Annotated in this window: 17 protein-coding genes; 9 read left to right on the top strand and 8 right to left on the bottom strand. The window is 59.9% G+C overall.

The genetic code is table 11. The features are described from left to right. Positions 1–116: 116 nt before the first annotated feature. Both ACIOYV_RS09345 and pcaR read right to left on the bottom strand, forming a co-directional pair. Positions 117–1,463: an MFS transporter gene (locus ACIOYV_RS09345; protein ID WP_054046893.1), complete on the bottom strand. Its 1,347-nt coding sequence runs from the start codon at positions 1,461–1,463 to the stop codon at positions 117–119. Positions 1,464–1,647: 184 nt separating this feature from the next. Beyond that, a complete protein-coding gene (gene pcaR, locus ACIOYV_RS09350) occupies positions 1,648–2,490 on the bottom strand; it encodes a pca regulon transcriptional regulator PcaR (protein WP_054046895.1) in 843 nt (280 codons plus the stop codon). A gap of 659 nt (positions 2,491–3,149) precedes the next feature. Here pcaR and ACIOYV_RS09355 point away from each other — a divergent pair. Together ACIOYV_RS09355 and ACIOYV_RS09360 are read left to right on the top strand one after the other, a co-directional pair. Next, positions 3,150–3,350 carry a hypothetical protein gene (locus ACIOYV_RS09355; RefSeq protein WP_007903846.1) on the top strand — a complete coding sequence of 67 codons (201 nt, stop codon included), beginning with the start codon at positions 3,150–3,152 and terminating at the stop codon, positions 3,348–3,350. 376 nt (positions 3,351–3,726) lie between these two features. Continuing rightward, positions 3,727–5,202, top strand: a complete 1,476-nt coding sequence (locus ACIOYV_RS09360) for an inorganic phosphate transporter (protein ID WP_290027476.1) — start codon at positions 3,727–3,729, stop codon at positions 5,200–5,202. Between the two features lie 253 nt (positions 5,203–5,455). On the opposite strand, the gene ccoM is transcribed toward ACIOYV_RS09360, so the two are convergent. Both ccoM and ACIOYV_RS09370 read right to left on the bottom strand, forming a co-directional pair. Next, positions 5,456–5,569 (bottom strand): cytochrome c oxidase subunit CcoM, encoded by a 114-nt coding sequence (gene ccoM / locus ACIOYV_RS09365; protein WP_054046898.1) that lies wholly within the window; start codon positions 5,567–5,569, stop codon positions 5,456–5,458. A 144-nt stretch (positions 5,570–5,713) separates the two neighbouring features. Then, entirely contained in the window at positions 5,714–5,875 is a 162-nt protein-coding gene (locus tag ACIOYV_RS09370; protein WP_008016476.1) for a hypothetical protein, read from the bottom strand. Between the two features lie 173 nt (positions 5,876–6,048). On the opposite strand from ACIOYV_RS09370, the gene ACIOYV_RS09375 reads away from it, so the two are divergent. From ACIOYV_RS09375 to ACIOYV_RS09385, 3 genes are all read left to right on the top strand, one after another. Beyond that, on the top strand, positions 6,049–6,921 hold the full coding sequence (locus ACIOYV_RS09375) for a LysR substrate-binding domain-containing protein (RefSeq protein WP_401323105.1): 873 nt from the start codon (positions 6,049–6,051) through the stop codon (positions 6,919–6,921). An 88-nt stretch (positions 6,922–7,009) separates the two neighbouring features. Then, the gene (locus tag ACIOYV_RS09380; protein ID WP_401323108.1) at positions 7,010–7,480 is read left to right on the top strand and encodes a RidA family protein; all 471 of its coding nucleotides are present in this window, start codon (positions 7,010–7,012) and stop codon (positions 7,478–7,480) included. Then, positions 7,477–8,667 (top strand): aminotransferase class V-fold PLP-dependent enzyme, encoded by a 1,191-nt coding sequence (locus ACIOYV_RS09385; RefSeq protein ID WP_401323109.1) that lies wholly within the window; start codon positions 7,477–7,479, stop codon positions 8,665–8,667. The genes ACIOYV_RS09380 and ACIOYV_RS09385 overlap by 4 nt, the downstream gene beginning before the upstream one ends. 45 nt (positions 8,668–8,712) lie before the next feature. On the opposite strand, the gene ACIOYV_RS09390 is transcribed toward ACIOYV_RS09385, so the two are convergent. Then, positions 8,713–9,054 carry an aspartate-semialdehyde dehydrogenase gene (locus tag ACIOYV_RS09390; RefSeq protein ID WP_163908854.1) on the bottom strand — a complete coding sequence of 114 codons (342 nt, stop codon included), beginning with the start codon at positions 9,052–9,054 and terminating at the stop codon, positions 8,713–8,715. A gap of 240 nt (positions 9,055–9,294) precedes the next feature. Between ACIOYV_RS09390 and rapA the strand changes: the two genes are divergently transcribed. Next, the gene (gene rapA / locus ACIOYV_RS09395) at positions 9,295–12,141 is read left to right on the top strand and encodes an RNA polymerase-associated protein RapA (protein WP_401323112.1); all 2,847 of its coding nucleotides are present in this window, start codon (positions 9,295–9,297) and stop codon (positions 12,139–12,141) included. Between the two features lie 180 nt (positions 12,142–12,321). On the opposite strand, the gene ACIOYV_RS09400 is transcribed toward rapA, so the two are convergent. Then, positions 12,322–13,713: a spinster family MFS transporter gene (locus tag ACIOYV_RS09400; protein WP_401323114.1), complete on the bottom strand. Its 1,392-nt coding sequence runs from the start codon at positions 13,711–13,713 to the stop codon at positions 12,322–12,324. 368 nt (positions 13,714–14,081) lie between these two features. Here ACIOYV_RS09400 and ACIOYV_RS09405 point away from each other — a divergent pair, with 368 nt between their 5' ends. Together ACIOYV_RS09405 and ACIOYV_RS09410 are read left to right on the top strand one after the other, a co-directional pair. Further along, positions 14,082–14,447: a YkgJ family cysteine cluster protein gene (locus ACIOYV_RS09405; RefSeq protein ID WP_054046910.1), complete on the top strand. Its 366-nt coding sequence runs from the start codon at positions 14,082–14,084 to the stop codon at positions 14,445–14,447. A gap of 149 nt (positions 14,448–14,596) precedes the next feature. Then, complete coding sequence (locus ACIOYV_RS09410; RefSeq protein ID WP_401323117.1) at positions 14,597–16,879, top strand: putative bifunctional diguanylate cyclase/phosphodiesterase; 2,283 nt, start codon at positions 14,597–14,599, stop codon at positions 16,877–16,879. Here ACIOYV_RS09410 and ACIOYV_RS09415 read toward each other — a convergent pair. After that, positions 16,770–17,666, bottom strand: a complete 897-nt coding sequence (locus ACIOYV_RS09415; protein WP_401323120.1) for an NAD(P)-dependent oxidoreductase — start codon at positions 17,664–17,666, stop codon at positions 16,770–16,772. The two genes, ACIOYV_RS09410 and ACIOYV_RS09415, sit on opposite strands and share 110 nt — an antisense overlap. A gap of 194 nt (positions 17,667–17,860) precedes the next feature. On the opposite strand from ACIOYV_RS09415, the gene ACIOYV_RS09420 reads away from it, so the two are divergent. Beyond that, positions 17,861–20,056, top strand: a complete 2,196-nt coding sequence (locus ACIOYV_RS09420) for a hypothetical protein (RefSeq protein WP_401323122.1) — start codon at positions 17,861–17,863, stop codon at positions 20,054–20,056. A 307-nt stretch (positions 20,057–20,363) separates the two neighbouring features. Here the strand turns inward: ACIOYV_RS09420 and ACIOYV_RS09425 are convergent, their stop codons facing one another. Then, positions 20,364–20,669, bottom strand: a complete 306-nt coding sequence (locus tag ACIOYV_RS09425; RefSeq protein WP_133837346.1) for a DUF2288 domain-containing protein — start codon at positions 20,667–20,669, stop codon at positions 20,364–20,366. Between the last annotated feature and the right edge of the window lie 104 nt (positions 20,670–20,773).

Consider the following 20,773-nt stretch of genomic DNA (forward strand, 5'->3'; position numbering starts at 1 on the left):
ACCTTTAAAAGCTTCGCGGGCAAGCCTCGCTCCTACAGGGCTATGCATATTCCTGTAGGAGCGAGGCTTGCCCGCGAAGAGGCCCTCAAATCCAACGAAAACCCTGAAACGTGCCCTCAGGTCGCATCCGCATGACTGACCATGCCCTTGATCACCACCGCCGTGGTCGCCAGCGCCGCCGGAATCACCAGCGCCGTCAGCACCTGTTCGAAGTTCCAGCCCAACCCCAGAAGCGTCGCGCCCATCCACGCCCCGAGAATCGCGCCGAAGCGGCCAATCCCGAGCATCCACGACACACCGGTCGCCCGGCCCTGGGTCGGATAGAACCGCGCCGCCAGCGAAGGCATCGCCGATTGCGCACCGTTGACGCACATCCCCGCCACCAGCACCAACGTCGCCAGCAGCGTGATGTGCCCCAGGCTCTGCCCGACCGCGTAGGCAAACACCCCGGCCAACAGGTAGAAAGTGCCGATCACCTTGTGCGGATTGAACCGGTCCATCGCCCAGCCAACACCGACCGCGCTCAACACCCCGCCAAACTGGAACAGCGCACCGATGAACGCGGCCTGCTCCATACTCGCGCCGCTGTCACGCATCAGCGTCGGCAGCCAACTGGTCAACAGGTAAACGATCACCAGGCCCATGAAGTAGGTCAGCCACAGCAGCAAGGTGCCAGTGCTGTAAGTGCCGGAGAAAATCACCGCGAACACATTGCGTGCCTTCACGGTTTTCTGTTCCGGGACGCTGAAACTGGAGGCCTGGGCGACCACCACCGGATCAATCGGCGCCAGGGTTTTGCGCACTTTGTCGGTGCCACGGTTACGGACGACAAGGAAACGCGCCGATTCCGGCAGCCAGAACAGCAATACGACGGCAAGGATCAGCGGCAGAATCCCACCGATCAACAGCAGGCTGTGCCAGCCGAACGCCGGGATCAGCTTGGCGGAAATGAATCCGCCGCCGGCCATGCCGAGGTTGAAGCCGCAGAACATGCTGGTCACCAGCAGGGATTTCTTGCGCTCGGGGGTGTATTCCGACAGCAGCGTGGTGGCGTTCGGCATGCCCGCGCCCAAGCCCAGGCCGGTGAGGAAACGCAGCACCAGCAATTGATCGACGTTGCTGCTGTAGGCCGAGGCCAGGCTGAAAATGCCGAACAGAAATACCGCGCCCACCAGGACGACTTTTCGTCCGAAGCGGTCAGCCAATGGCCCGGAACCGAGTGCGCCGAAGACCATGCCGATCAGCGCGGCACTCATCACCGGACCGAGGCTGGCGCGGTCGATGCCCCAGTCCTGGGACAGGGCCGGCGCGATGAAACCCATGGCCGCGGTGTCGAGGCCATCGAGGAAGACAATCAGGAAACACAGGATCACCACTCGCCATTGGTAGCGCGAGATGGGTTGGGCGTTGATGAAGGACTGCACGTCGAGGCAGTTTCCTACAGCAGACTGAGGCTGATTCATTATTTTTATTCCACGCCAGGAGCGCGTGGCCTCTTCTCATTATTATTGGGGGGTCGTCATCCAGCATGACCGAGGGTCAACAGCGCCGGATGACGCTGCCGCGACATTAATGATCCGAGGGAAACAGCGTCAATTCGATAAACGCGACTCTGTGCGTTTATCGAACAGCTTAGGTGAGGACTGCTTAGGCAAACAACTGCGCACTGAGGTCGCGGCTGGCGCTCAGCAAACCGGGGAGGAAGCGTTGTTCCAGTTCATTGCGGCTGACGCGCCCGGCGTGGGTGCTGACATTCAGCGCCGCCACCACTTGGCCGGACGCGTCGTACACCGGCACGGCGATCGAGCGCAGGCCTTGTTCCAGTTCCTGATCGACGATGCACCAGCCTTGTTGCCGCACCTCTTGCAGGCATTCGAGCAACGCCTCGGGGGTGTGCAGGGTGCGGCTGGTCTTGGCTTGAAACTCCGCATGATCAAGGTATTCGCCCAGCGTCGTGTCATCCAGCGCCGCGAGCAGGATCCGGCCCATGGACGTGCAATAGGCCGGCAGGCGCCCGCCCACCGACAGGTCCACGGAAATCAGGCGCTGGGTCGTTGCCGAACGGGCGATGTATAGAATGTCATCGCCTTCCAGGGTCGCCATGTTGCACGCCTCATGCAGTTGCTCGCTCATACGGTCGAGGTACGGCTGAGCAGACACCGCCAATGGCGTCGACGACACGTAGGCATGACCCAGGGTCAGGACTTTGGGCAACAACGAATAGGTGCGGCCGTCGGTGGTGGCGTAACCGAGTTTGATCAGGGTGTGCAGGCAACGTCGCACGGCAGCGCGGGGAATTTCCGTGCGGTGGCTGATCTGGGCGATGGTCAGGTGGCGCTTGCGTTCCTGAAACGCTTGCACCACCGCCAGGCCACGAGCCAGGGAGGTCATGAAGTCCGGGTCGCCGGTCATGGCCTGGATTCGCTTGGCCGGCGAGGCCACGATCGGCGGCGCCACTGAAGCGAAGGAGTTGCGCAGTTGATCGTTCATATCAGGTCCTTTCCCTACGGATCAGTGGGTATTACAAGCGGCTACTGGCCGGGACACAAGCCACCGGCAGCAAGATTGGGCGATTATCGAACCATCGACCGATAATCGCAATCGGCGACCGAGTCGCGCGAGACTGTTGTTCTTACTCATGAGTGGTGCAGACTTAGAGATAACTGTAACGGTTAGAACTTGTCCGACTTGTTGGCGCCAGAAACAGATCGCTGAAAAGTGGCCACCTCGGAACACTCTAATTACCCGTAAAAGTTACGAGTAACAAAATCATCACACACCACGAACCACTTTTAACTCTTCGGAGATAGTGTTCTTCGAATCGACCGCTATAATGCACCTCAGTGGCCAGCCGGTTTTTTTACTTGCCGATTACGCCACCCGGAGCGCGATGTCCCATCGCCGCCGCCCGCAGCAAGCGCCTGACGCTCATTTGATATGCACCGCCAACGCGCGCGCTGAAACTGGATACTGAAGCTACGTCAGCTGTTTTTCTCTGGTGCCGTGGCCGCCTGCAACATGGAAGTGTTGATTATTGTGTCGTTAAAAAGTCGATGCCCTTTCAGGTATTGTCCTTTCGACGAACGTGGTCAATAAATTCGATGCAGCGCGTTTCACCAGAATTTATCTCAACTCAAACAGGTAGCACTGTGACGAAAGACGAACTGCGCGCGGAACTTGAGCGCCAGGAACAACGTTACAAGGAAGTTTACGGCGGGGAAGTCACCACCTACGCCGCCCAGCCCGAACCGGAGCGCAAGCCCTGGCGTAAACGCGCCACCGTTCAGGATCAGGCATTCAGCCAAGAACTGCAGAAGATGGAAAAGGAACTCAAAGCCGAAGAGCCTTGACCGGTCCGGCCTGAATCCTTCAAGGGTCTGCGTCTGCATCCGCTAAAAGCGCGGTGTATCGACCATGCCTTTCGCGCCCGCTACAAGCGGGCAGCGGCCACCTCACCCACCGGATGAGGCAAATGGCGCATGTCCGACCCTCTTCTCAGATATTTCACACAAGCGTTTTAGCCTCTCGTGTTCTCGAGAGAAATCCTTGTGGCCATTCACTTTTCAAAGAAAATCAACGAGTTGCAAAACCCAGTAAAAACCTGGGGCTTAGGGCTTTGCTACAAACTAATTCGTTGAAGAATGTTACCGATGAGCAGCTAGTGCATCGATTTCCAGTCTTTTCTGGCATAATCGCGCCCCCTTACGACCGGGTCAGAAAACCTTCATGATCGATTTATTCAGCGGACTAGATGCTTGGGTGCTTGTGAGCCTCTTGCTCGCCCTGGCCTTTGTCCTCGCCTTCGAGTTCATCAACGGCTTTCATGACACTGCAAACGCGGTGGCCACTGTTATCTACACCAAAGCCATGCCGCCTCATCTGGCGGTGTTCTTTTCCGGTGTGTTCAACTTTCTCGGCGTTCTGCTGGGCGGTGTGGGTGTGGCGTACGCCATCGTCCATTTGCTGCCGGTAGAGCTGCTGATCAATGTGAACACCGGACACGGACTGGCCATGGTGTTCTCGTTGCTCGCCGCCGCCATCACCTGGAACCTGGGCACCTGGTACTTCGGTATCCCTGCCTCCAGCTCCCACACGCTGATCGGTTCGATCCTCGGTGTCGGCCTGGCCAACGCCCTGATCAACGATATTCCGTTGGCCGATGGCGTGAACTGGCAGAAAGCGATCGATATCGGCGCGTCCCTGGTGTTCTCGCCAATGGCCGGCTTCATCGTGGCCGCGCTGGTGTTGATCGGCCTTAAATGGTGGCGTCCGCTGTCGAAGATGCACAAGACGCCGGACCAGCGCCGCAAGCTCGACGACAAGAAGCACCCGCCGTTCTGGAATCGCCTGGTGCTGGTGATTTCGGCCATGGCCGTGAGCTTCGTGCACGGTTCCAACGATGGCCAGAAAGGCATTGGCCTGATCATGCTGGTGTTGATCGGTATCGTGCCGGCCCAGTTCGTTCTCGACCTGAGCAGCACCACTTACCAGATCGAACGCACCCGCGATGCGACCCTGCACCTGAGCCAGTTCTACAAGCGCAACGCCGACACACTGGGTGAGTTCCTGGCCCTGGGCAAAAGCGTTGAAGGCGATCTGCCGGAGAAATTCCGTTGCAACCCGCAACAGACCGAACCGACCATCAGCGCCCTGCTCGACACCCTTAAAGGTGTAGCCGACTACCATTCGTTGCCGGCAGAAAGCCGCATCGAAGTGCGTCGCTACCTGCTCTGCCTGGACGACACCGCGAAGAAAGTCAGCAAGTTGCCAAGCCTGGCCGCCCGTGAAAAGGCTGACCTGGACAAGCTGCGCAAAGACCTGACCACCACCACTGAATACGCCCCGTTCTGGGTGATTCTGGCGGTCGCCCTGGCCCTGGGCCTGGGTACCATGGTCGGCTGGAAACGCGTGGTGCTGACCATCGGCGAGAAGATCGGCAAGCAAGGCATGACCTACGCACAGGGCATGTCGGCGCAGATCACCACCGCGTGCATGATCGGGCTGGCCAACATTTTCAGCCTGCCAGTGTCCACCACCCACGTCCTGTCTTCGGGCGTGGCTGGCACCATGGTCGCCAACAAAAGCGGCCTGCAAGGTGGCACGGTCAAAACCATCCTGCTGGCCTGGGTCCTGACCCTGCCCGCCACCGTCGCCCTGTCGGCCGGCCTGTTCTGGCTGGCATCGAAGGCGCTGGGTAGCTGATCCATCGCTGCAACGAAAAAGGCGCGTTCCGTAAGGTTCGCGCCTTTTTCATGTCTGCTGATTTCCGCGAATGCCCACCTGTAGGAGCGAGGCTTGCCCGCGAAAGCGGCGGAACATCCAACATTGATGTTGCCTGACACACCGCTTTCGCGGGCAAGCCTCGCTCCTACAAGGGGTTGGTGTTTTTACAGGCAAAAAAAAGGGCAACCGAAGTTGCCCAAAATGCCTTGCGTGCTCATTGCTCTGGAAAGACCTACGGTTTGCGCTTATGCGAATCCTTCCAGATGAAATATCCAAACCCTGCAAAAAACAGAACCATGAGGCCGACTGTCAGCACTCCGGCGATCACCACGTTGTCGAAAAACATGACTGGCCTCCTGCACTTGCCCTGTTGCGATGGGGCTAAGTTAACCAATCGGGCAGGAGAGAAAATTGACCGGGATCAATGTCGCCCGAGACTGGGCGTAAAGGAGGGGAAATAACTGACCTGCATCAAACGATGCAGGGGGCTTCAACGCTTTTTCGGTTTGTTCTTCGGCTTTTTCTTCGCTTTACCCAACGGCATGGCCTGTTCGAAGGCCTGGCGCACTTCATTCAGGCGCTTGTCGTTGAGGTCATGAACGCGCTTGGCACGTTCGGCATTCAGGTCGATCAGTTTGTCGTCTTGGCTCATGGCGTTCAGTGCATCGCAGGAAAAGGACGTTCAGTCGGGATTGCGCCAATAATGCGGTCTGGCGTCCGCGCTGACCAGTCACCGCGCAACGGGGCGTTAACAAAATATGTGCTCACACCTGATTTTCACCGCACAATCGGCGCTTTGCTACAGACAGCCTTTAAGGACCGACCGTGGAATTGCACCAGGATCTGCCGCCCTTGATGGCCCTGCGCGCCTTCGAGGCCGTGGCCCGCCACTTGAGTTTTATCAAGGCTGCCGACGAGTTGTCGGTAACCCAAAGTGCGATCAGCCATCAGGTGCACAAGCTTGAGCAATTCCTCAACCAGCGACTGTTTATCCGGCGTACCCGGGCCATCGATTTGACGCCGGCCGGCGAAACCTACTACCGCAAGATCCAACCCGCGCTGGAATCCATTGCCTCGGCCACCCGCGAACTGCGAGGTGATGAACACCAGGAAAGCAGCCTGCGCATCGGCCTGCTCGCATCGTTCGCGACCTTATGGCTGGCACCGCGACTGGCCGGGTTCAATGCGCGCCACCCGCAGATTCATGTGGAATTGTTGCCTTCAGTGCAACTGGCCGACGTCAATGGCGGCGAAGTGGACCTCGCCATCCGTTACGGCAAGGGCGGTTGGCCCAAGGTCCGGGCCCGGCGCTTCATGGGAGAAACACTCACGCCCGTGTGCAGCCCCGCGTTCAAGGCCCAAGGTGTCGATAAAGGTCCGCTGCTGATGGCCAAATCCCTGCAGCCCTTCGAGTGGATCGACTGGAGCGCGCAAAACGGCATCGACCTCGCCCCCTACCCCAGCGTGATGCTCCACGATTACAACATCGTGGTCGAAGCCGCTGTGGCTGGCCAGGGCATCGCGATGGGTCGCAAGCGCTTGATCGAGCGACGACTCAGGGAAGGCGCGCTGGTGGCAGCTTTCGACACCCCGCCATTCAGCAGCGAGATCGGCTATTGGCTGGTCACCCCGGATCGCCCGCCGAGCCATGCGGCCGAATGTTTCGGCCAATGGCTGAACGAGATCGCCGACACATGAGCCATTTGAATACGTCGGATTAAATCTATCCGTTTGTCGCACCTGTGCGGCGCCACCATGCTGAACCCTTCATTCAGGAGGATTCAACATGACCGACTCACTCGCCCAACGCGTCCAAAAACTCGGCCTGGCCCTGCCCTCCCCGAGCCAGCCGGTTGCCAACTACGTCAGCCATGTGGTCAGCCAGAACCAGTTGTTCATTTCCGGGCAGATCCCGTTGCTCGACGGCAAGCCAGCGTTCATCGGACGCCTGGGTGAGTCGATCAGCGACGAAGAAGGCACCAACGCCGCCGAACTCGCCACCCTCGGCCTGCTGTCACAGCTTGGCAACGCATTGGGCGATGACCTGAGCAAACTGGTGCGCATCATCCGCCTCGGCGTGTTCATCGCCAGCGCCGGTGATTTCAAGAACCAGAGCGCGGTCGCCAACGGTGCGTCCAACCTGCTGGTCAACGCCCTCGGCGAGAAAGGTAAACACGTACGCACAGCGGTCGGCGTGTCCAGCCTGCCCGCTGGTGTGGCGGTGGAAGTTGACGCGATATTCGAGCTGCGTCCATGAACCGCGCCGAAGTGGAGCGTTTGCGGGCTGCCACTCCAGGTTGCGCCAGCGTGATTCACTTCAACCACGCTGGCGCTTCATTGCCCAGCCAGGCGACCCTCGACGCCATCCTTGAGCAATTGCAGCGCGAAGCCCGCGGCGGCCCGATGGAGGCCGCCGATCAAACCATCCAGGCCCGCGCCCGAACAGCGGCGGCCACACTGCTGAATAGCGTGCCCGAGGCCATTGCCTTTGCCAGCAGCGGCTCGGCGGCCTGGGGCATGGCGTTCAATGCGCTAGGACCGTGGCAGGCCGGCGACCGGATTCTGATTGGTCGCCACGAATGGGGCGGCAATCTGGCGTGCATCGCCCAGGCCGTCGGCGCCGGGGCGCAACTGGAAGTGATCCCCTGCGACGCAACGGGCGTCGTGTCGGTGACCGCTCTTCAGCAAATGATCGATCCAAAGGTGAAGCTGATTGCCCTGACCTGGCTCCCCGCCAACAGTGGCCTGATTAACCCCGCCGAGGCGATTGGTGCTGTGGCGCGAGAGCACGGCATCGCTTATTTCATCGACGCCGGCCAGGCGCTGGGGCAATTGCCCTGCGATGTACAGGCGTTGAACTGCGATGTGCTCAAGGGTGCCGGGCGCAAATTCCTGCGCGGGCCACGGGGTACGGCGCTGCTGTATATAAGGCCGGGATTTATGCAGCGGCTTAAACCCACGCAACTGGATGTTCTGTCAGCCCCGTGGAACGGCGAAGGTTTCGCCCTGCGCGACGATGCGCGGCGCTTTGAAACCAGCGAAGTGTCCGTGGCGTTGCTGGCCGGCTTGGCCAACGCGCTGGAGGAATGCAACGGTTTGGGACTGGCACAGATTCGCCAGCGGATTGATTCGCTCAGCCGAGATTTGCGCGAACGCCTGATGACGATCCCCGGCCTGACGCTGCACAACCTCGGCCCGGCGAACCATCAATCCGGGCTGATCGCCTTTACGCTCAAGGGCTGGGACAGTGTCGAACTGAAGCAACGGCTGGCACAACGCGGGATCAATATCGGCGCCAATGGCGTGGCGTATACGCCGCTGGACATGCAGGCTCGTGGATTGGAGAGCATTGCGCGGATTGCGCTGAGTTATTTGAATACTGAGGAGGAGATCGAGGTGTTGCTCGGGAGTTTGCGGGAATTGGCCGGCGTGGGCGGCGATTGAAAAGATCGCAGCCTTCGGCAGCTCTTACACGGGCGGGGTCGTTCTTCAGATCTGGATATCGACCCAGAGGCCCTGACGCGGTTCGTCTTCGATCAGCGGCACGACCGGCACGGTGTTGTCGGCATTGAGTTCGTCACCGGGGACCGCCAGGTGGACTTCCGGATCTGCGTCGGCTTCATGGCGACGGCGATCCTGTTCCTGGCGGCGGCGTTGTTCCTCGCGCAGTTGCAGGGCGGCCTCTTCCGGGTCGCGCTTTTGCAGGTCGATCGTGCTTTCGCTGGAGCTTTCCTGCACAGGCACTACCGGCGGAATGTCCGGGCGCTGGCGGATCGGGTCCTGCTGAGAGGTGATCGGCACGGCACTCAAGGGGAGCATCGGTTGCAGCATAATTATTAGTCTCCTGTCATCAGGCTGTCGGCTGCTGCTGCGGCGACTTGAGCCATCGGTCGCAAAGTTGTGAACCAGCGCACGCGCGAGCAGCGATGTTTTATCCGACAACACAGAACTCAGGTGTTCCCGAACATCGAAAAATCGCGGCCGTCACCCACACCGACGCGAGTTATCCTTTGGCCCTGAAGGCTCATTCCGTTAAGATAGCCCGCTTTTTCAAGGTGGGAGTCAGGCAGCATGGCGCAGCAGTATCAACCGGGGCAACGCTGGATTAGTGACAGCGAAGCCGAGCTGGGTTTGGGCACCGTTCTGGCACAGGACGGCCGCTTGTTGACCGTGCTCTATCCGGCCACTGGCGACACTCGTCAGTACGCGCTACGGAATGCGCCCCTCACACGTGTGCGGTTTTCCCCGGGTGACTCGATCACTCACTTCGAAGGCTGGAAACTGACCGTACAGGAAGTCGACGATGTCGATGGCCTGCTGGTCTACCACGGCCTCAACGCGCAAAACGAAGTGGTGACCCTGCCGGAAACCCAACTCTCGAACTTCATTCAGTTCCGTCTGGCCAGCGACCGTCTGTTCGCCGGGCAGATCGACCCGCTGGCCTGGTTCTCCCTGCGTTATCACACCCTGGAACACACCAGCCGTCAGCTGCAATCTTCCCTTTGGGGCCTGGGCGGCGTGCGTGCGCAGCCAATCGCTCACCAATTGCACATCGCCCGTGAAGTCGCTGACCGTATCGCGCCGCGGGTATTGCTGGCGGACGAAGTGGGCCTGGGTAAAACCATCGAAGCCGGTCTGGTGATCCATCGCCAACTGCTGTCGGGTCGCGCCAATCGCGTGCTGATCCTGGTTCCAGAGAACCTGCAGCATCAGTGGCTGGTGGAGATGCGCCGCCGCTTCAACCTGCAAGTCGCGCTGTTCGACGAAGAACGCTTTATCGAAAGCGATGCCGCCAACCCGTTCGAAGACACCCAGCTCGCACTGGTTGCACTGGAATGGCTGGTGGACGACGAGAAGTCCCAGGACGCGCTGTTCGCCGCCGGTTGGGACTTGATGGTGGTCGACGAAGCCCACCACCTGGTCTGGCACGAAGAAAAGGCCAGCGCGGAATACTCGCTGGTCGAACAACTGGCCGAAGTCATTCCCGGCGTGTTGCTGCTCACCGCGACCCCGGAACAACTGGGTCAGGACAGCCACTTCGCGCGTCTGCGCCTGCTCGACCCGAACCGCTTCCATGACCTGCACGCCTTCCGCGCCGAGAGCGAAAACTATCGCCCGGTGGCCGAAGCCGTTCAGGAGTTGCTGGATAAAGGTCGCCTGTCGCCAGAAGCGCACAAGACCATCCACGGTTTCCTCGGCAACGAAGGCGAAGCGCTGCTGACCGCCGTCAATGATGGCGACGTCGAAGCCAGCGCCCGTCTGGTGCGTGAGCTGCTCGACCGCCATGGCACCGGCCGCGTGCTGTTCCGCAACACCCGCGCCGCCGTACAGGGTTTCCCGGAACGCAAACTGCACCCGTACCCGCTGCCGTGCCCGGACGAATACCTCGAACTGCCGCTGGGCGATCACGCCGAGTTGTACCCGGAAGTCAGCTTCCAGGCCCAGCCGGATGCCAACGAAGAAGAACGCTGGTGGAAATTCGATCCGCGCGTCGAATGGCTGATCGATCAGCTGAAAATGCTCAAGCGCACCAAAGTGTTGGTGATCTGTGCCCACGCGGAAACCGCCATGGACCTGGAAGACGCCCTGCGCGTGCGTTCCGGCATCCCGGCCACGGTGTTCCACGAGGGCATGAACATCCTCGAACGTGACCGCGCCGCCGCTTACTTCGCCGATGAAGAGTTTGGCGCGCAAGTGCTGATCTGTTCGGAAATCGGCAGTGAAGGTCGCAACTTCCAGTTCTCGCACCACTTGGTGCTGTTCGATCTGCCGTCGCACCCGGACCTGCTGGAGCAGCGTATCGGTCGTCTTGACCGGATCGGCCAGAAGCACATCATTGAGCTGCACGTGCCGTACTTGGAAACCAGCCCGCAAGAGCGCCTGTTCCAGTGGTACCACGAAGCGCTGAACGCCTTCCTCAATACCTGCCCGACTGGCAACGCCTTGCAGCATCAGTTCGGCTCGCGCCTGCTGCCGCTGCTGGAAAACGCTGACGATGGCGAGTGGCAAGCACTGATCGACGAAGCGCGCAGCGAGCGTGAACGTCTGGAAGCCGAGTTGCACACCGGTCGCGACCGTTTGCTGGAACTCAACTCCGGTGGTTCGGGCGAAGGCGATCAGTTGGTCGAGGACATCCTTGAGCAAGACGATCAGTTCGCCCTGCCGATCTACATGGAAACCCTGTTCGACGCGTTCGGCATCGACAGCGAAGACCATTCGGAAAACGCCCTGATCCTCAAGCCGAGCGAAAAAATGCTCGACGCCAGCTTCCCGCTGGGCGACGAAGAAGGCGTGACCATCACCTACGACCGTAACCAGGCGCTGTCTCGCGAAGACATGCAGTTCATCACCTGGGAACACCCGATGGTGCAGGGCGGCAAGGACCTGGTGCTGTCCGGTTCGATGGGCAACACCGCCGTGGCGCTGAACAAGAACAAGGCGCTGAAGCCTGGCACCGTGTTGCTGGAACTGCTCTACGTCAGCGAAGTGGTCGCCCCGCGTTCGCTGCAACTGGGCCGTTACCTGCCGCCGGCCGCCCTGCGCTGCCTGCTCGATGCCAATGGCAACGACCTGTCGGGCCGGGTGTCGTTCGAGACCCTGAACGATCAACTCGAAAGCGTGCCGCGTGCCAGCGCCAACAAGTTCATCCAGGCCCAGCGCGATCAGCTGACGCCACGGATCAACGCCGGCGAAGAGAAGATCGCCCCGCGTCACGCCGAGCGTGTGGCTGAGGCGCAACGTCGCCTGGCCGCCGACACCGACGAAGAACTGGCGCGCCTGACCGCGTTGCAAGCGGTCAACCCGACCGTGCGCGACAGCGAACTGGTGGCCCTGCGCAATCAACGCGAGCAAGGCCTGGCCATGCTCGACAAGGCTGCGCTGCGACTGGAAGCGATTCGGGTGTTGGTGGCGGGCTAATCGCCCTCCTCTACTCCGTAGAAACAAAAAAGGCCCGCAGCGATGCGGGCCTTTTTTGTCTGGCTGATTATTGCTGCGCTGCTGATGGCCTCTTCGCGAGCAGGCTCGCTCCCACATTTGGAATGCATTCCCCTGTAGGAGCGAGGCTTGCCCGCGAAGAACGATAACGCGGTCTTTCAGTTAAACCGCAGCGCCCCCTTCGCGGGCAAGTCGGGTCGCCGCATCGCTCGCTCCCACAGGGCTTGGTGTCTCAACAACAGCCACCAACCCTTCCTTCATCCGCTTCGCATCCCGCACAAAACACCGCGACGCCATAAACAGAAACACCATGGTGAGAAACAGCGCCACCGGGATCAAATACATCGCGTCATGCAGCCCGACTGCCTTGAACGCCTCAGTCATCTCAGCGGCGCCCGCCGCCAGCATCGCGGTGTGGGCGAAGTGATCGGACAAACCGCCCACTACCACCGGCCCCAAACCACCGCCCAGCAAATACAACCCGGCAAAGAACAGCGCCATCGCCGTGGCCCGCAGGCGCGGTTCGACCACGTCCTGAATCGCCGTGTACACGCAGGTGTAGAAGTTGTACGCAAACAGCCAACCGAGGCTGAACACCGCGACAAACAACCCGATGTCGATGCGCCCGGCATGCAGCGCCCAAGCGGTGCACACGGTCGAGATGATCAAACTGAACGCGGCAAACAACAGGCGTCCATTGGCCACGCGCTGGTGAATCTTGTCCGCTACCCAACCGCCCAGCGTCAGGCCGAACAGCCCGGTCACGCCGACGATCACACCCGTCGCCACCGCCGCTTCATGCAACGGCATCAGGAAATAGCGCTGCAGCATCGGCACCAGGAAGGAGTTGCAGGCGTAGGTCGCGAAGTTGAAACACAGCCCCGCCATCACCAGCCACAGGAAAGTCGGCACCGCCAGCACCCGACGAATCGGCCGGTCCACGCGTTCCTGGGAGACTTGCACACTTTCCGCCGCGCCGCGTTTCGGTTCTTTAATGAAGAACATGAAAATCGCCAGAATCAGCCCCGGCACCGCCGCGATAAAAAACGGCGCACGCCAGCTGTCGAAGGCCTTGACCATCGCGCCGATGGTGAAGAACGCCAGCAACAAGCCCAATGGCAGGCCCAGCATGAAAATGCCCATCGCACGCGCGCGGCGGTGGGCCGGGAACAGGTCGCCGATCAGCGAGTTGGCGGCAGGTGCATAACTGGCTTCACCGATACCGATGCCCATCCGCACAATCAGGAAACTCCAGAAACTGCCGACCAGACCGTTAACGGCGGTGAGCCCGCTCCAGACCGCCAGGCCCCAGCCCATCAACTTGGCCCGGGAACCGGTATCGGCCATGCGCCCCAGCGGCAGGCCGGCAATCGCATAAACGATGGTGAAAGCCGTACCGATAATCCCCAGCTGAAAGTCGCTGAGGTGCCATTCCATGCGGATTGGCTCGATGATAATGGCCGGGATGGTGCGATCGAAGAAGTTGAACAGGTTGGCCAGGAACAGCAGGAACAGAATGCGCCAGGCATTCGCCGCTTGGGTCGAGTTCTGCATGGGTCCGTCTCTTTTATTGTTATGAAGGCGTCGCGGCCCCCGGAAACTGCAATCTAGTCAGGCGCGCGCGGCGTGTCTGTCATCATTCGCCAGCCTGATATCAGACCATCGAATCCCAGCCAGACACAAACCCTGTAGGAGCGAAGCTTGCTCGCGAAAGCGGTCTTTCAGCCAACGAAGATATCGACTGTACGACCGCTTTCGCGAGCAAGCTTCGCTCCTACAGGTCCGGTGAAATTTCAAGCCACGCGCTGACGAAACATGTGAAAAATATACCTCCGCGCCCCCCTTCCCAAGTCCAAAGCGAAGCCTAGAATAGCGACCTGTTCTGCCCCACCGTTGCCCCCATCCCTCTTTGACTATCGCCCATGTCCGAAGCCAGTCCGTGTCTGAATTGCGGTGCCTGCTGTTCTCATTTTCGCGTGTCTTTTTTCTGGGGTGAATGCACCTCGGCGGGGGGAACGGTGCCCGACGAGCTGGTCGCGCCGATCAGCCCCAGCCGGGTCGCCATGCTCGGCACAGACTGCAAACCCACGCGCTGCATCGGGTTGGTGGGCGAAGTCGGCAGCCAGGTGCAGTGCTCGATTTATGATCAGCGCTCCAGCACTTGCCGGGAGTTCGACGCCTCCTGGGCCAATGGCGAGGCGAACGTGGATTGCGATGCGGCGCGCGCCGCATTCGGGCTGCCAGCGCTGCAACCTGAGTTCGAAATACCTTATGAGCAGAGCGCTTGAGGCTTAGCGCCAATCGCTATTAGCCCCATACCGAAATCATTGGCGTCACCGTGCCATCACGGCTTGCGCTCTGTACATGACCTCTATACTCCAAAGCATTCGCCGGTGCTCAGGGCACCGGCCAGGATGACTCAGAGACGGGGCGTGCTATGGAGTGGCTTGGTTTGCAGTTCCTTACCGAGCTGCCGGAAGGCGGACAGGTCGTACTCAACTGCACCCACAACCCTTTTTTGGTGCTGCTGGCCTATGTGGTGGCGTGTGCGGCTGGCTTTGCCACGCTGGACATGACCGAACGGGTCGGCCATGTGGAAAAGGCCGGTACTCAGCGACTATGGCGCTGGGTCGGCGCCGGGTGCCTGGCGGGCGGTATCTGGGCCATGCATTTCATCAGCATGCTGGCGTTCCAGGCACCGGTCGAAATTCACTACCAATTGCCCGTCACCCTGCTTTCGCTGGTATTCGCCCTGACGGCCTCTTTTCTGGCGATGCACACCCTCAGCCATCCTCATGTGACGTTCTGGCAATACCTGCGCGCCGCCATCTGGATCGGCCTGGGCATCGCGACCATGCACTATGTGGGCATGGCCGCCATGCATTCGATTGCGACGGCCTACTACGACCCCACCCTGTTCACCCTCTCCATTGTCATCGCGATTGGCGCCAGCCTAGCCGCCCTGTTGATTTCCAGCCACCTGCGCAATGGCACCGGGCTGTTTCATCAAATGCGCAAATTGACCGCCAGCCTGGTGCTCGGGGCCGGCATCGTCAGCATGCATTTCACCGGCATGGCGGCGCTCACCCTGGTGCTGCCGATTGGCAGCTTGCCGATCCTGCCCAGCGAAAATAACCACCTGCAATTGGGGCTGACGGTCGCGGTCATGACGCTGTTGATCATCGGCAGTTGCATCAGCGCAGCACTGGCCGACAAGAAACTGCAAAACAAGGAACACGACCTGCGCCGGGTCAACACCCTGCTCAGTCAACTGGACCAGGCGCGCATGTCGCTGCAACAGGTGGCGCACTACGACGCCCTGACCAACCTGATCAACCGTCGTGGCTTCAATCAGATATTCGCCGAGAAACTGATCGAGAAAACCAACGAAGGCGGCATGCTGGCGGTGATGTTCCTCGACATCGACCACTTCAAACGCATCAACGACAGCCTGGGCCACGATGCCGGCGACGAGTTGCTCAAGGTGCTGGCGGCCCATATCAAAGGCGCGGTGCGCAGTCACGACGATGTGGTCGCGCGTTTCGGTGGCGACGAGTTCTGCATCCTCATCGGCCTGCACGATCGCGAAGAAGCCCGGCACATGGCCCAGCGCATCATGTTCAAAATGAAAGAGCCCATCGAGCTGTCGGGTCGGCGCATGGTGATGACCACCAGCATCGGCATCAGCCTGTTCCCCGAGGACGGCAAGACTTGCGAAGAGCTGCTGAAAAACGCCGACCTGGCGCTGTATCAGTCCAAGGGCAGCGGTCGCAACAGCCTGCATTTCTTCAGTGCGAACCTGCGCACCCGGGCCACGATGGAACTGCAACTGGAAGAAGAATTGCGCCACGCCTTGCGCGAAGACATCGGACTGAAGCTGTACTACCAACCGATCTATGAGCTGAAAAGCGGCCAGGTCACCAAGCTTGAAGCGCTGGTTCGCTGGCAACACCCGATTCATGGTTTGCTCACGCCGGACCGTTTCATCGCCATCGCCGAGGCCAACGGGCTGATCGCCGAACTGGACAATTGGGTGCTGTGTAAAGCCTGCGAAGACTTGGGCGAGTTGTCGCGTAATGGCTGTGAGGCGCTGAAAATCGCAGTGAACTGTTCGCCGCTGAACCTGGCTCGGGAAGAACTGGCCGATGAAATCGAAGAAGTCCTGCGCGTCACGGGCGTTGCGCCCGAACGCCTGGAACTGGAAGTCACGGAAAATGCGCTGATGGGCAACATCGCCAACACGCTGGTGCTGCTGCGGCAGATCCGTGCCCTCGGCGTGTCGCTGTCGATCGATGATTTCGGCACCGGTTATTCATCCCTGGCCTACCTCAAGCGCCTGCCGCTGAACACGCTGAAGATTGATCGCTCGTTTATCCAGGACATCCCCAAGGCCACTGCGGACATGGAGATCGTGCAGGCCATTATCGTCATGGCGCATACCCTGCATTTGCAGGTGGTCACCGAAGGCGTCGAAACCCTGGAGCAATACGAGTTTCTCGAACGCCACGGCTGCGATTTCGTCCAGGGTTATCTGCTCAGCCGCCCGGTGCCGCTGGAGGAACTACGCCCGGTGCTGAACGAAATCAACCAGCGCAAACACGCGCACACGGTCAGTCCGTTGAGTCTGGCTCGCGGTATAACCGGACTAACGTTGACGGATCCTTTTCCAAAAAGCCCTGGCCCCCATGCAGGCGCATCAATTGTGCGGCCAATCCGCTGATCGGCGTGGCCGAGCCCTGTTCGCGAGAGAATTTTACTGCGGTGTCCAGATCCTTGAGCAGCGTGCGCACATGCCATTTCACGGGTTCGAAGCGGCTCTCGGCCATTTGCGGGGCGAGGATCTGTAACGGTTTGGAGTCGGCGAAACCGCCGGCCAGCGCTTCGGCGATCAGGCTGGCATCGACGCCTGAACGTTCGGCCAGCGCCACCACTTCAGCGATCACCAAGGCATTGCAGGCGACGATCATTTGATTGCAGGCCTTGGTCACCTGGCCAGCGCCAACGGCGCCCATATGAGTGACCCGCTGCCCCAGACTCAGCAACACCGGCCGCACACGCTCAAGGTCTGCCGCTTCGCCACCGACCATGATCGCCAGGCTGCCCGCCTCGGCACCGACCACCCCGCCCGACACCGGCGCATCCAGCCAGGCCATGCCGGATTGGCTGGCGAGTGCCGTGGCCATTTCCCGCGTGGCGGTGGGCTCCAGGCTGGAAAAATCCACCAGCAACTGGCCACTTTTCCCACCCTCGGCGACACCTGCCGGACCAAACACCACCTCGCGCACCACCGCCGTCTCCGCCAGACACAGCATCACCACGTCCGCGTGCTGACACAGTTCGGCGGGCGTCGCGACCTGCCGCGCTCCCGCTTCGACCAAGGGCGCGCACTTGGCCGGATTACGGTTCCACACCGTCAGCGGATAGCCCGCAGCCAACAGGCGCTGGCACATCGGCAGGCCCATCAAGCCAATTCCGGCGAATCCGAGGGAAGGTAAAGCGGCCATCATTTTGCCTCCTTTTGATTAAAGATCGTCGAATACTGGCCGATCCATCATAAATCAGGAAGGGACTCCCCTGAGCGACGAACGGGCAAGCCCAATCGCTCGGGACATTTACGCGCGCAAAAAGACGCGAGAACCCATTCCGTGAAGTTCGATGACAGCTTGTCGTTGAACCAACCCGTCCAGGCACATGGCGCACCATGACTTCTAAAAATAATCCAGCCACTGCGGTATCCGATTTGACGTTGAGCCCAGCGGCCAACAGCCCTTCAGCGTCGAAGCCATTGGTCCCGTCGCGCCCGCTGGCGACCCAGCAGTACCTGTATTTCACCGAAACCAATACCGACCGCATCCTCGACAACCTCGACGGCCTGCGCGACATGGTGTTCCCGCGCCCACCGCATCTGGAAGGCGACAGCGAACAGCACAACGAGCAGGAATTCCCCTCGGTGTGCCTGATCGGCCTGGGCCGCTGCGGTTCGAACATCGCGCTGGATGTCGCCGAACTGGTGTACAACGCGCGCAAGTTCTACCTCAACGAATTCAACAACGAAGATCGCCTGTCGCCGGACAAACGCTACGCCGAAAAAGGCTACAGCCCGGCGCAGTGGATTCGAAACAACCTGCGTCTGGGGCCGAACAAGGCCACCAAACCGGTGTTCCTGGTCGAGCCGCTGGTAATGCTCGGCGACCTGGACAAAGACATCGCCGGTCGCATCCGTTTCTCGCGCAAGGGCGAAAAAAGCGGTTTCCTGCGCGACTACAGCAAAATGAAAATCATGGACTTGTCGGAAGTCCACGCCGGTGGTGCGGGTAACGCGCCGATCCTCGGTCAGTACCTGGCCAAGATCATCCTGAACAAGGACACCCAGCGTTTCTCCAGCCCGGACTGGAAGATGATTCACTCGTACCTGATCGACAGCTGCGGGATCAAGGCCAACCAGTCGCGCCTGTATTTCTCGATTTTCAGCGCTGGCGGCGGCACCGGTTCGGGCATGGCCTCGGAGTTCGGCCTTGCCCAGCAGCACTCGTACATGAACAAGACGTTCGACACCAAGCCGATGGACGAGCACGACAGCAAAAGCGGCCACGCCTTTGTCTTCGAGCCGATCTTCACCAGCGGCATTTGCGTGCTGCCGAACATTTCCGACCACCGTAGCGAAATGTCCGAGGCGCTGCACATCAACGCCGGTCGCCTGCTGTGCAAATACCTGTCGGAGGAATGGGACTTTTCGTACAACTTCGACAATGAAGACAGCAGTGAAGCCAGCGTCATGGGTCGTATCCGCCCATGGAACGCGATGATGCTGATCTCCAACGACATCATGCGTTACGCCGAAGAAAGCGATGACGGCAACATCCAGAACATTGATGTCAATGCGATGGAAAAACACGCCAACCAATACATCTCGCAGCAGATCTTCAACATTCTGACGGCGCAGGCGGTTACGACTGACTACGACCAGAACTATTTCCGACGCGCCGGCATCGACATCGGCGAAACCATTCGCCTGGATGCCAACGACCTGTTCATGAGTCTGGCCGGCCCGGTGGCGATTGCCTACGCCGAGTCCGTGGTGCCGGAAACCCCGGCGCCGAGCAGCGACAAGTTCAAGGTGTTTGATAAAGAGCCGCAACGCCTGAACATCGATGACCTGTTCTTCCGCTCCATCGACTTGCCGCATTTCAACAAAGTCACCCAGGCGATCGAAGGCATCAGCCTGTTGCCGATCGAGTCCAAGCGCTATCGCGCCTCGCTGGAGCAGTACAAGAATTCCGGCTATGACGCGGCCGCGTTGCACGACCTGCACTTCTTCAAGAACTGTTCGTCGGTGGTGTCGATCGTGTCGTTGCCGAAAGACTACAAGCTGTCCTACATGGACCTGAACCGCTTGAAGACCCACCTCAACAGCCTGTTCCCCAACACCACGCTCAAGCGTTATGCGCTGGTGATCGGCGCCTCGGCCAACCTGTCGCTGACCACCTTGATCGCCAAGAGCCCGTGCCTGTCGGACGATTTCCTGACGCTGATCGTGGCGTTCATCAAGCGCTGCTTCGCGAAGAATCCGTACCGCTTCGACGAGACCCTGGACAACTCGATCCTCGACTTCATCATCCATGAAGACTTCGACGAAGACCTGATCGACGACTTGCTCAACGAATTCGAAAATCCGGCGAAGATCCTCGACACCAACTGGTACGCGATCAAGCCGATGTACGAGAAGAAATACCGCGAGCTGATCAACGACAAGGACAAGTTCGTGTCGATCAACGACATCCGTTTGTCACGGGATTGCGTGAAGAAAGCGATCAAGTACTTGCGTGAGATTTATCGTCATCGGATTGGCAAGACCAAGGTTATTTCCCTTAATAACCATACTGGCAAGACTTTCTAATCCAGGCCTAGACCGAGTCGCCCCAATCGCGAGCAAGCTCGCTCCCACAGGGGATCATGTTCCTTCAGAAAGAATGCGATCCCTGTGGGAGCGAGCTTGCTCGCGATGGCGTCCTCAAACCCACCACAAATCCCAACATCCAGAAACAATTAAGCAGCCCGCAGGCTGCTCACAAAACTGTTCCCGTTACGTGCACGTCACCCTCTTCAAGACCCTTCTGTGGCCTTTCTCTACGGCAACATGCCATCACGCTACTCGGCTACACACTTTTAGCCGATCAAGCCGCGCACCATTTTAGTGCCGCTCGTCAGCTCGTCGCCCTTTCCTGGATCAGAATCCACGGCGAAACCACCACCGCCCACAACTCGGGATCACGTTCGAAAAGATCCAGCGCCCGCGTTTCAGAGAGCTTGGCGAGGGTGTCGGCGGCCAGCCAGGCAGCCACTTTCTCGCCTTCGTCCGTGGCCACGGCTTCGGCGGCGGCGATCAAATCCAGGCTCGGGTCGACCCACAATAGGGCACCCTTGGCGAAGAACGGTTCCAGTTCCTTCCAGGTAATAGATGCGGTCTCACCAAGCAGCTTGGCATAGAGGGTGCTAGGTTCTTGAGTCATGGGTCCTGTCCGGAAAAGAAATCGGCGTGAATGATAACGTCGGTGGTCTGGCAGAAAAACCCGGATGCAATTGAGTCACCGAATGAAAAGCGCAGGAAAGCCAA

Source organism: Pseudomonas sp. NPDC087342, from assembly GCF_044744265.1.
Taxonomy (GTDB): Bacteria; Pseudomonadota; Gammaproteobacteria; order Pseudomonadales; family Pseudomonadaceae; genus Aquipseudomonas; species Aquipseudomonas nunensis.

Excerpts from the sequence above, each read along its gene's own strand:
- ccoM (WP_054046898.1), bottom strand. The coding sequence starts at position 5,569 with ATGTTTTTCGACAACGTGGTGATCGCCGGAGTGCTGACAGTCGGCCTC.
- ACIOYV_RS09405 (WP_054046910.1), top strand. The coding sequence starts at position 14,082 with ATGTCCGAAGCCAGTCCGTGTCTGAATTGCGGTGCCTGCTGTTCTCAT.
- ACIOYV_RS09380 (WP_401323108.1), top strand. The coding sequence starts at position 7,010 with ATGACCGACTCACTCGCCCAACGCGTCCAAAAACTCGGCCTGGCCCTG.
- ACIOYV_RS09400 (WP_401323114.1), bottom strand. The coding sequence starts at position 13,713 with ATGCAGAACTCGACCCAAGCGGCGAATGCCTGGCGCATTCTGTTCCTG.
- pcaR (WP_054046895.1), bottom strand. The coding sequence starts at position 2,490 with ATGAACGATCAACTGCGCAACTCCTTCGCTTCAGTGGCGCCGCCGATC.
- ACIOYV_RS09410 (WP_401323117.1), top strand. The coding sequence starts at position 14,597 with ATGGAGTGGCTTGGTTTGCAGTTCCTTACCGAGCTGCCGGAAGGCGGA.
- ACIOYV_RS09345 (WP_054046893.1), bottom strand. The coding sequence starts at position 1,463 with ATGAATCAGCCTCAGTCTGCTGTAGGAAACTGCCTCGACGTGCAGTCC.
- ACIOYV_RS09385 (WP_401323109.1), top strand. The coding sequence starts at position 7,477 with ATGAACCGCGCCGAAGTGGAGCGTTTGCGGGCTGCCACTCCAGGTTGC.
- ACIOYV_RS09370 (WP_008016476.1), bottom strand. The coding sequence starts at position 5,875 with ATGAGCCAAGACGACAAACTGATCGACCTGAATGCCGAACGTGCCAAG.
- ACIOYV_RS09415 (WP_401323120.1), bottom strand. The coding sequence starts at position 17,666 with ATGATGGCCGCTTTACCTTCCCTCGGATTCGCCGGAATTGGCTTGATG.
- ACIOYV_RS09420 (WP_401323122.1), top strand. The coding sequence starts at position 17,861 with ATGACTTCTAAAAATAATCCAGCCACTGCGGTATCCGATTTGACGTTG.
- rapA (WP_401323112.1), top strand. The coding sequence starts at position 9,295 with ATGGCGCAGCAGTATCAACCGGGGCAACGCTGGATTAGTGACAGCGAA.
- ACIOYV_RS09390 (WP_163908854.1), bottom strand. The coding sequence starts at position 9,054 with ATGCTGCAACCGATGCTCCCCTTGAGTGCCGTGCCGATCACCTCTCAG.
- ACIOYV_RS09425 (WP_133837346.1), bottom strand. The coding sequence starts at position 20,669 with ATGACTCAAGAACCTAGCACCCTCTATGCCAAGCTGCTTGGTGAGACC.
- ACIOYV_RS09360 (WP_290027476.1), top strand. The coding sequence starts at position 3,727 with ATGATCGATTTATTCAGCGGACTAGATGCTTGGGTGCTTGTGAGCCTC.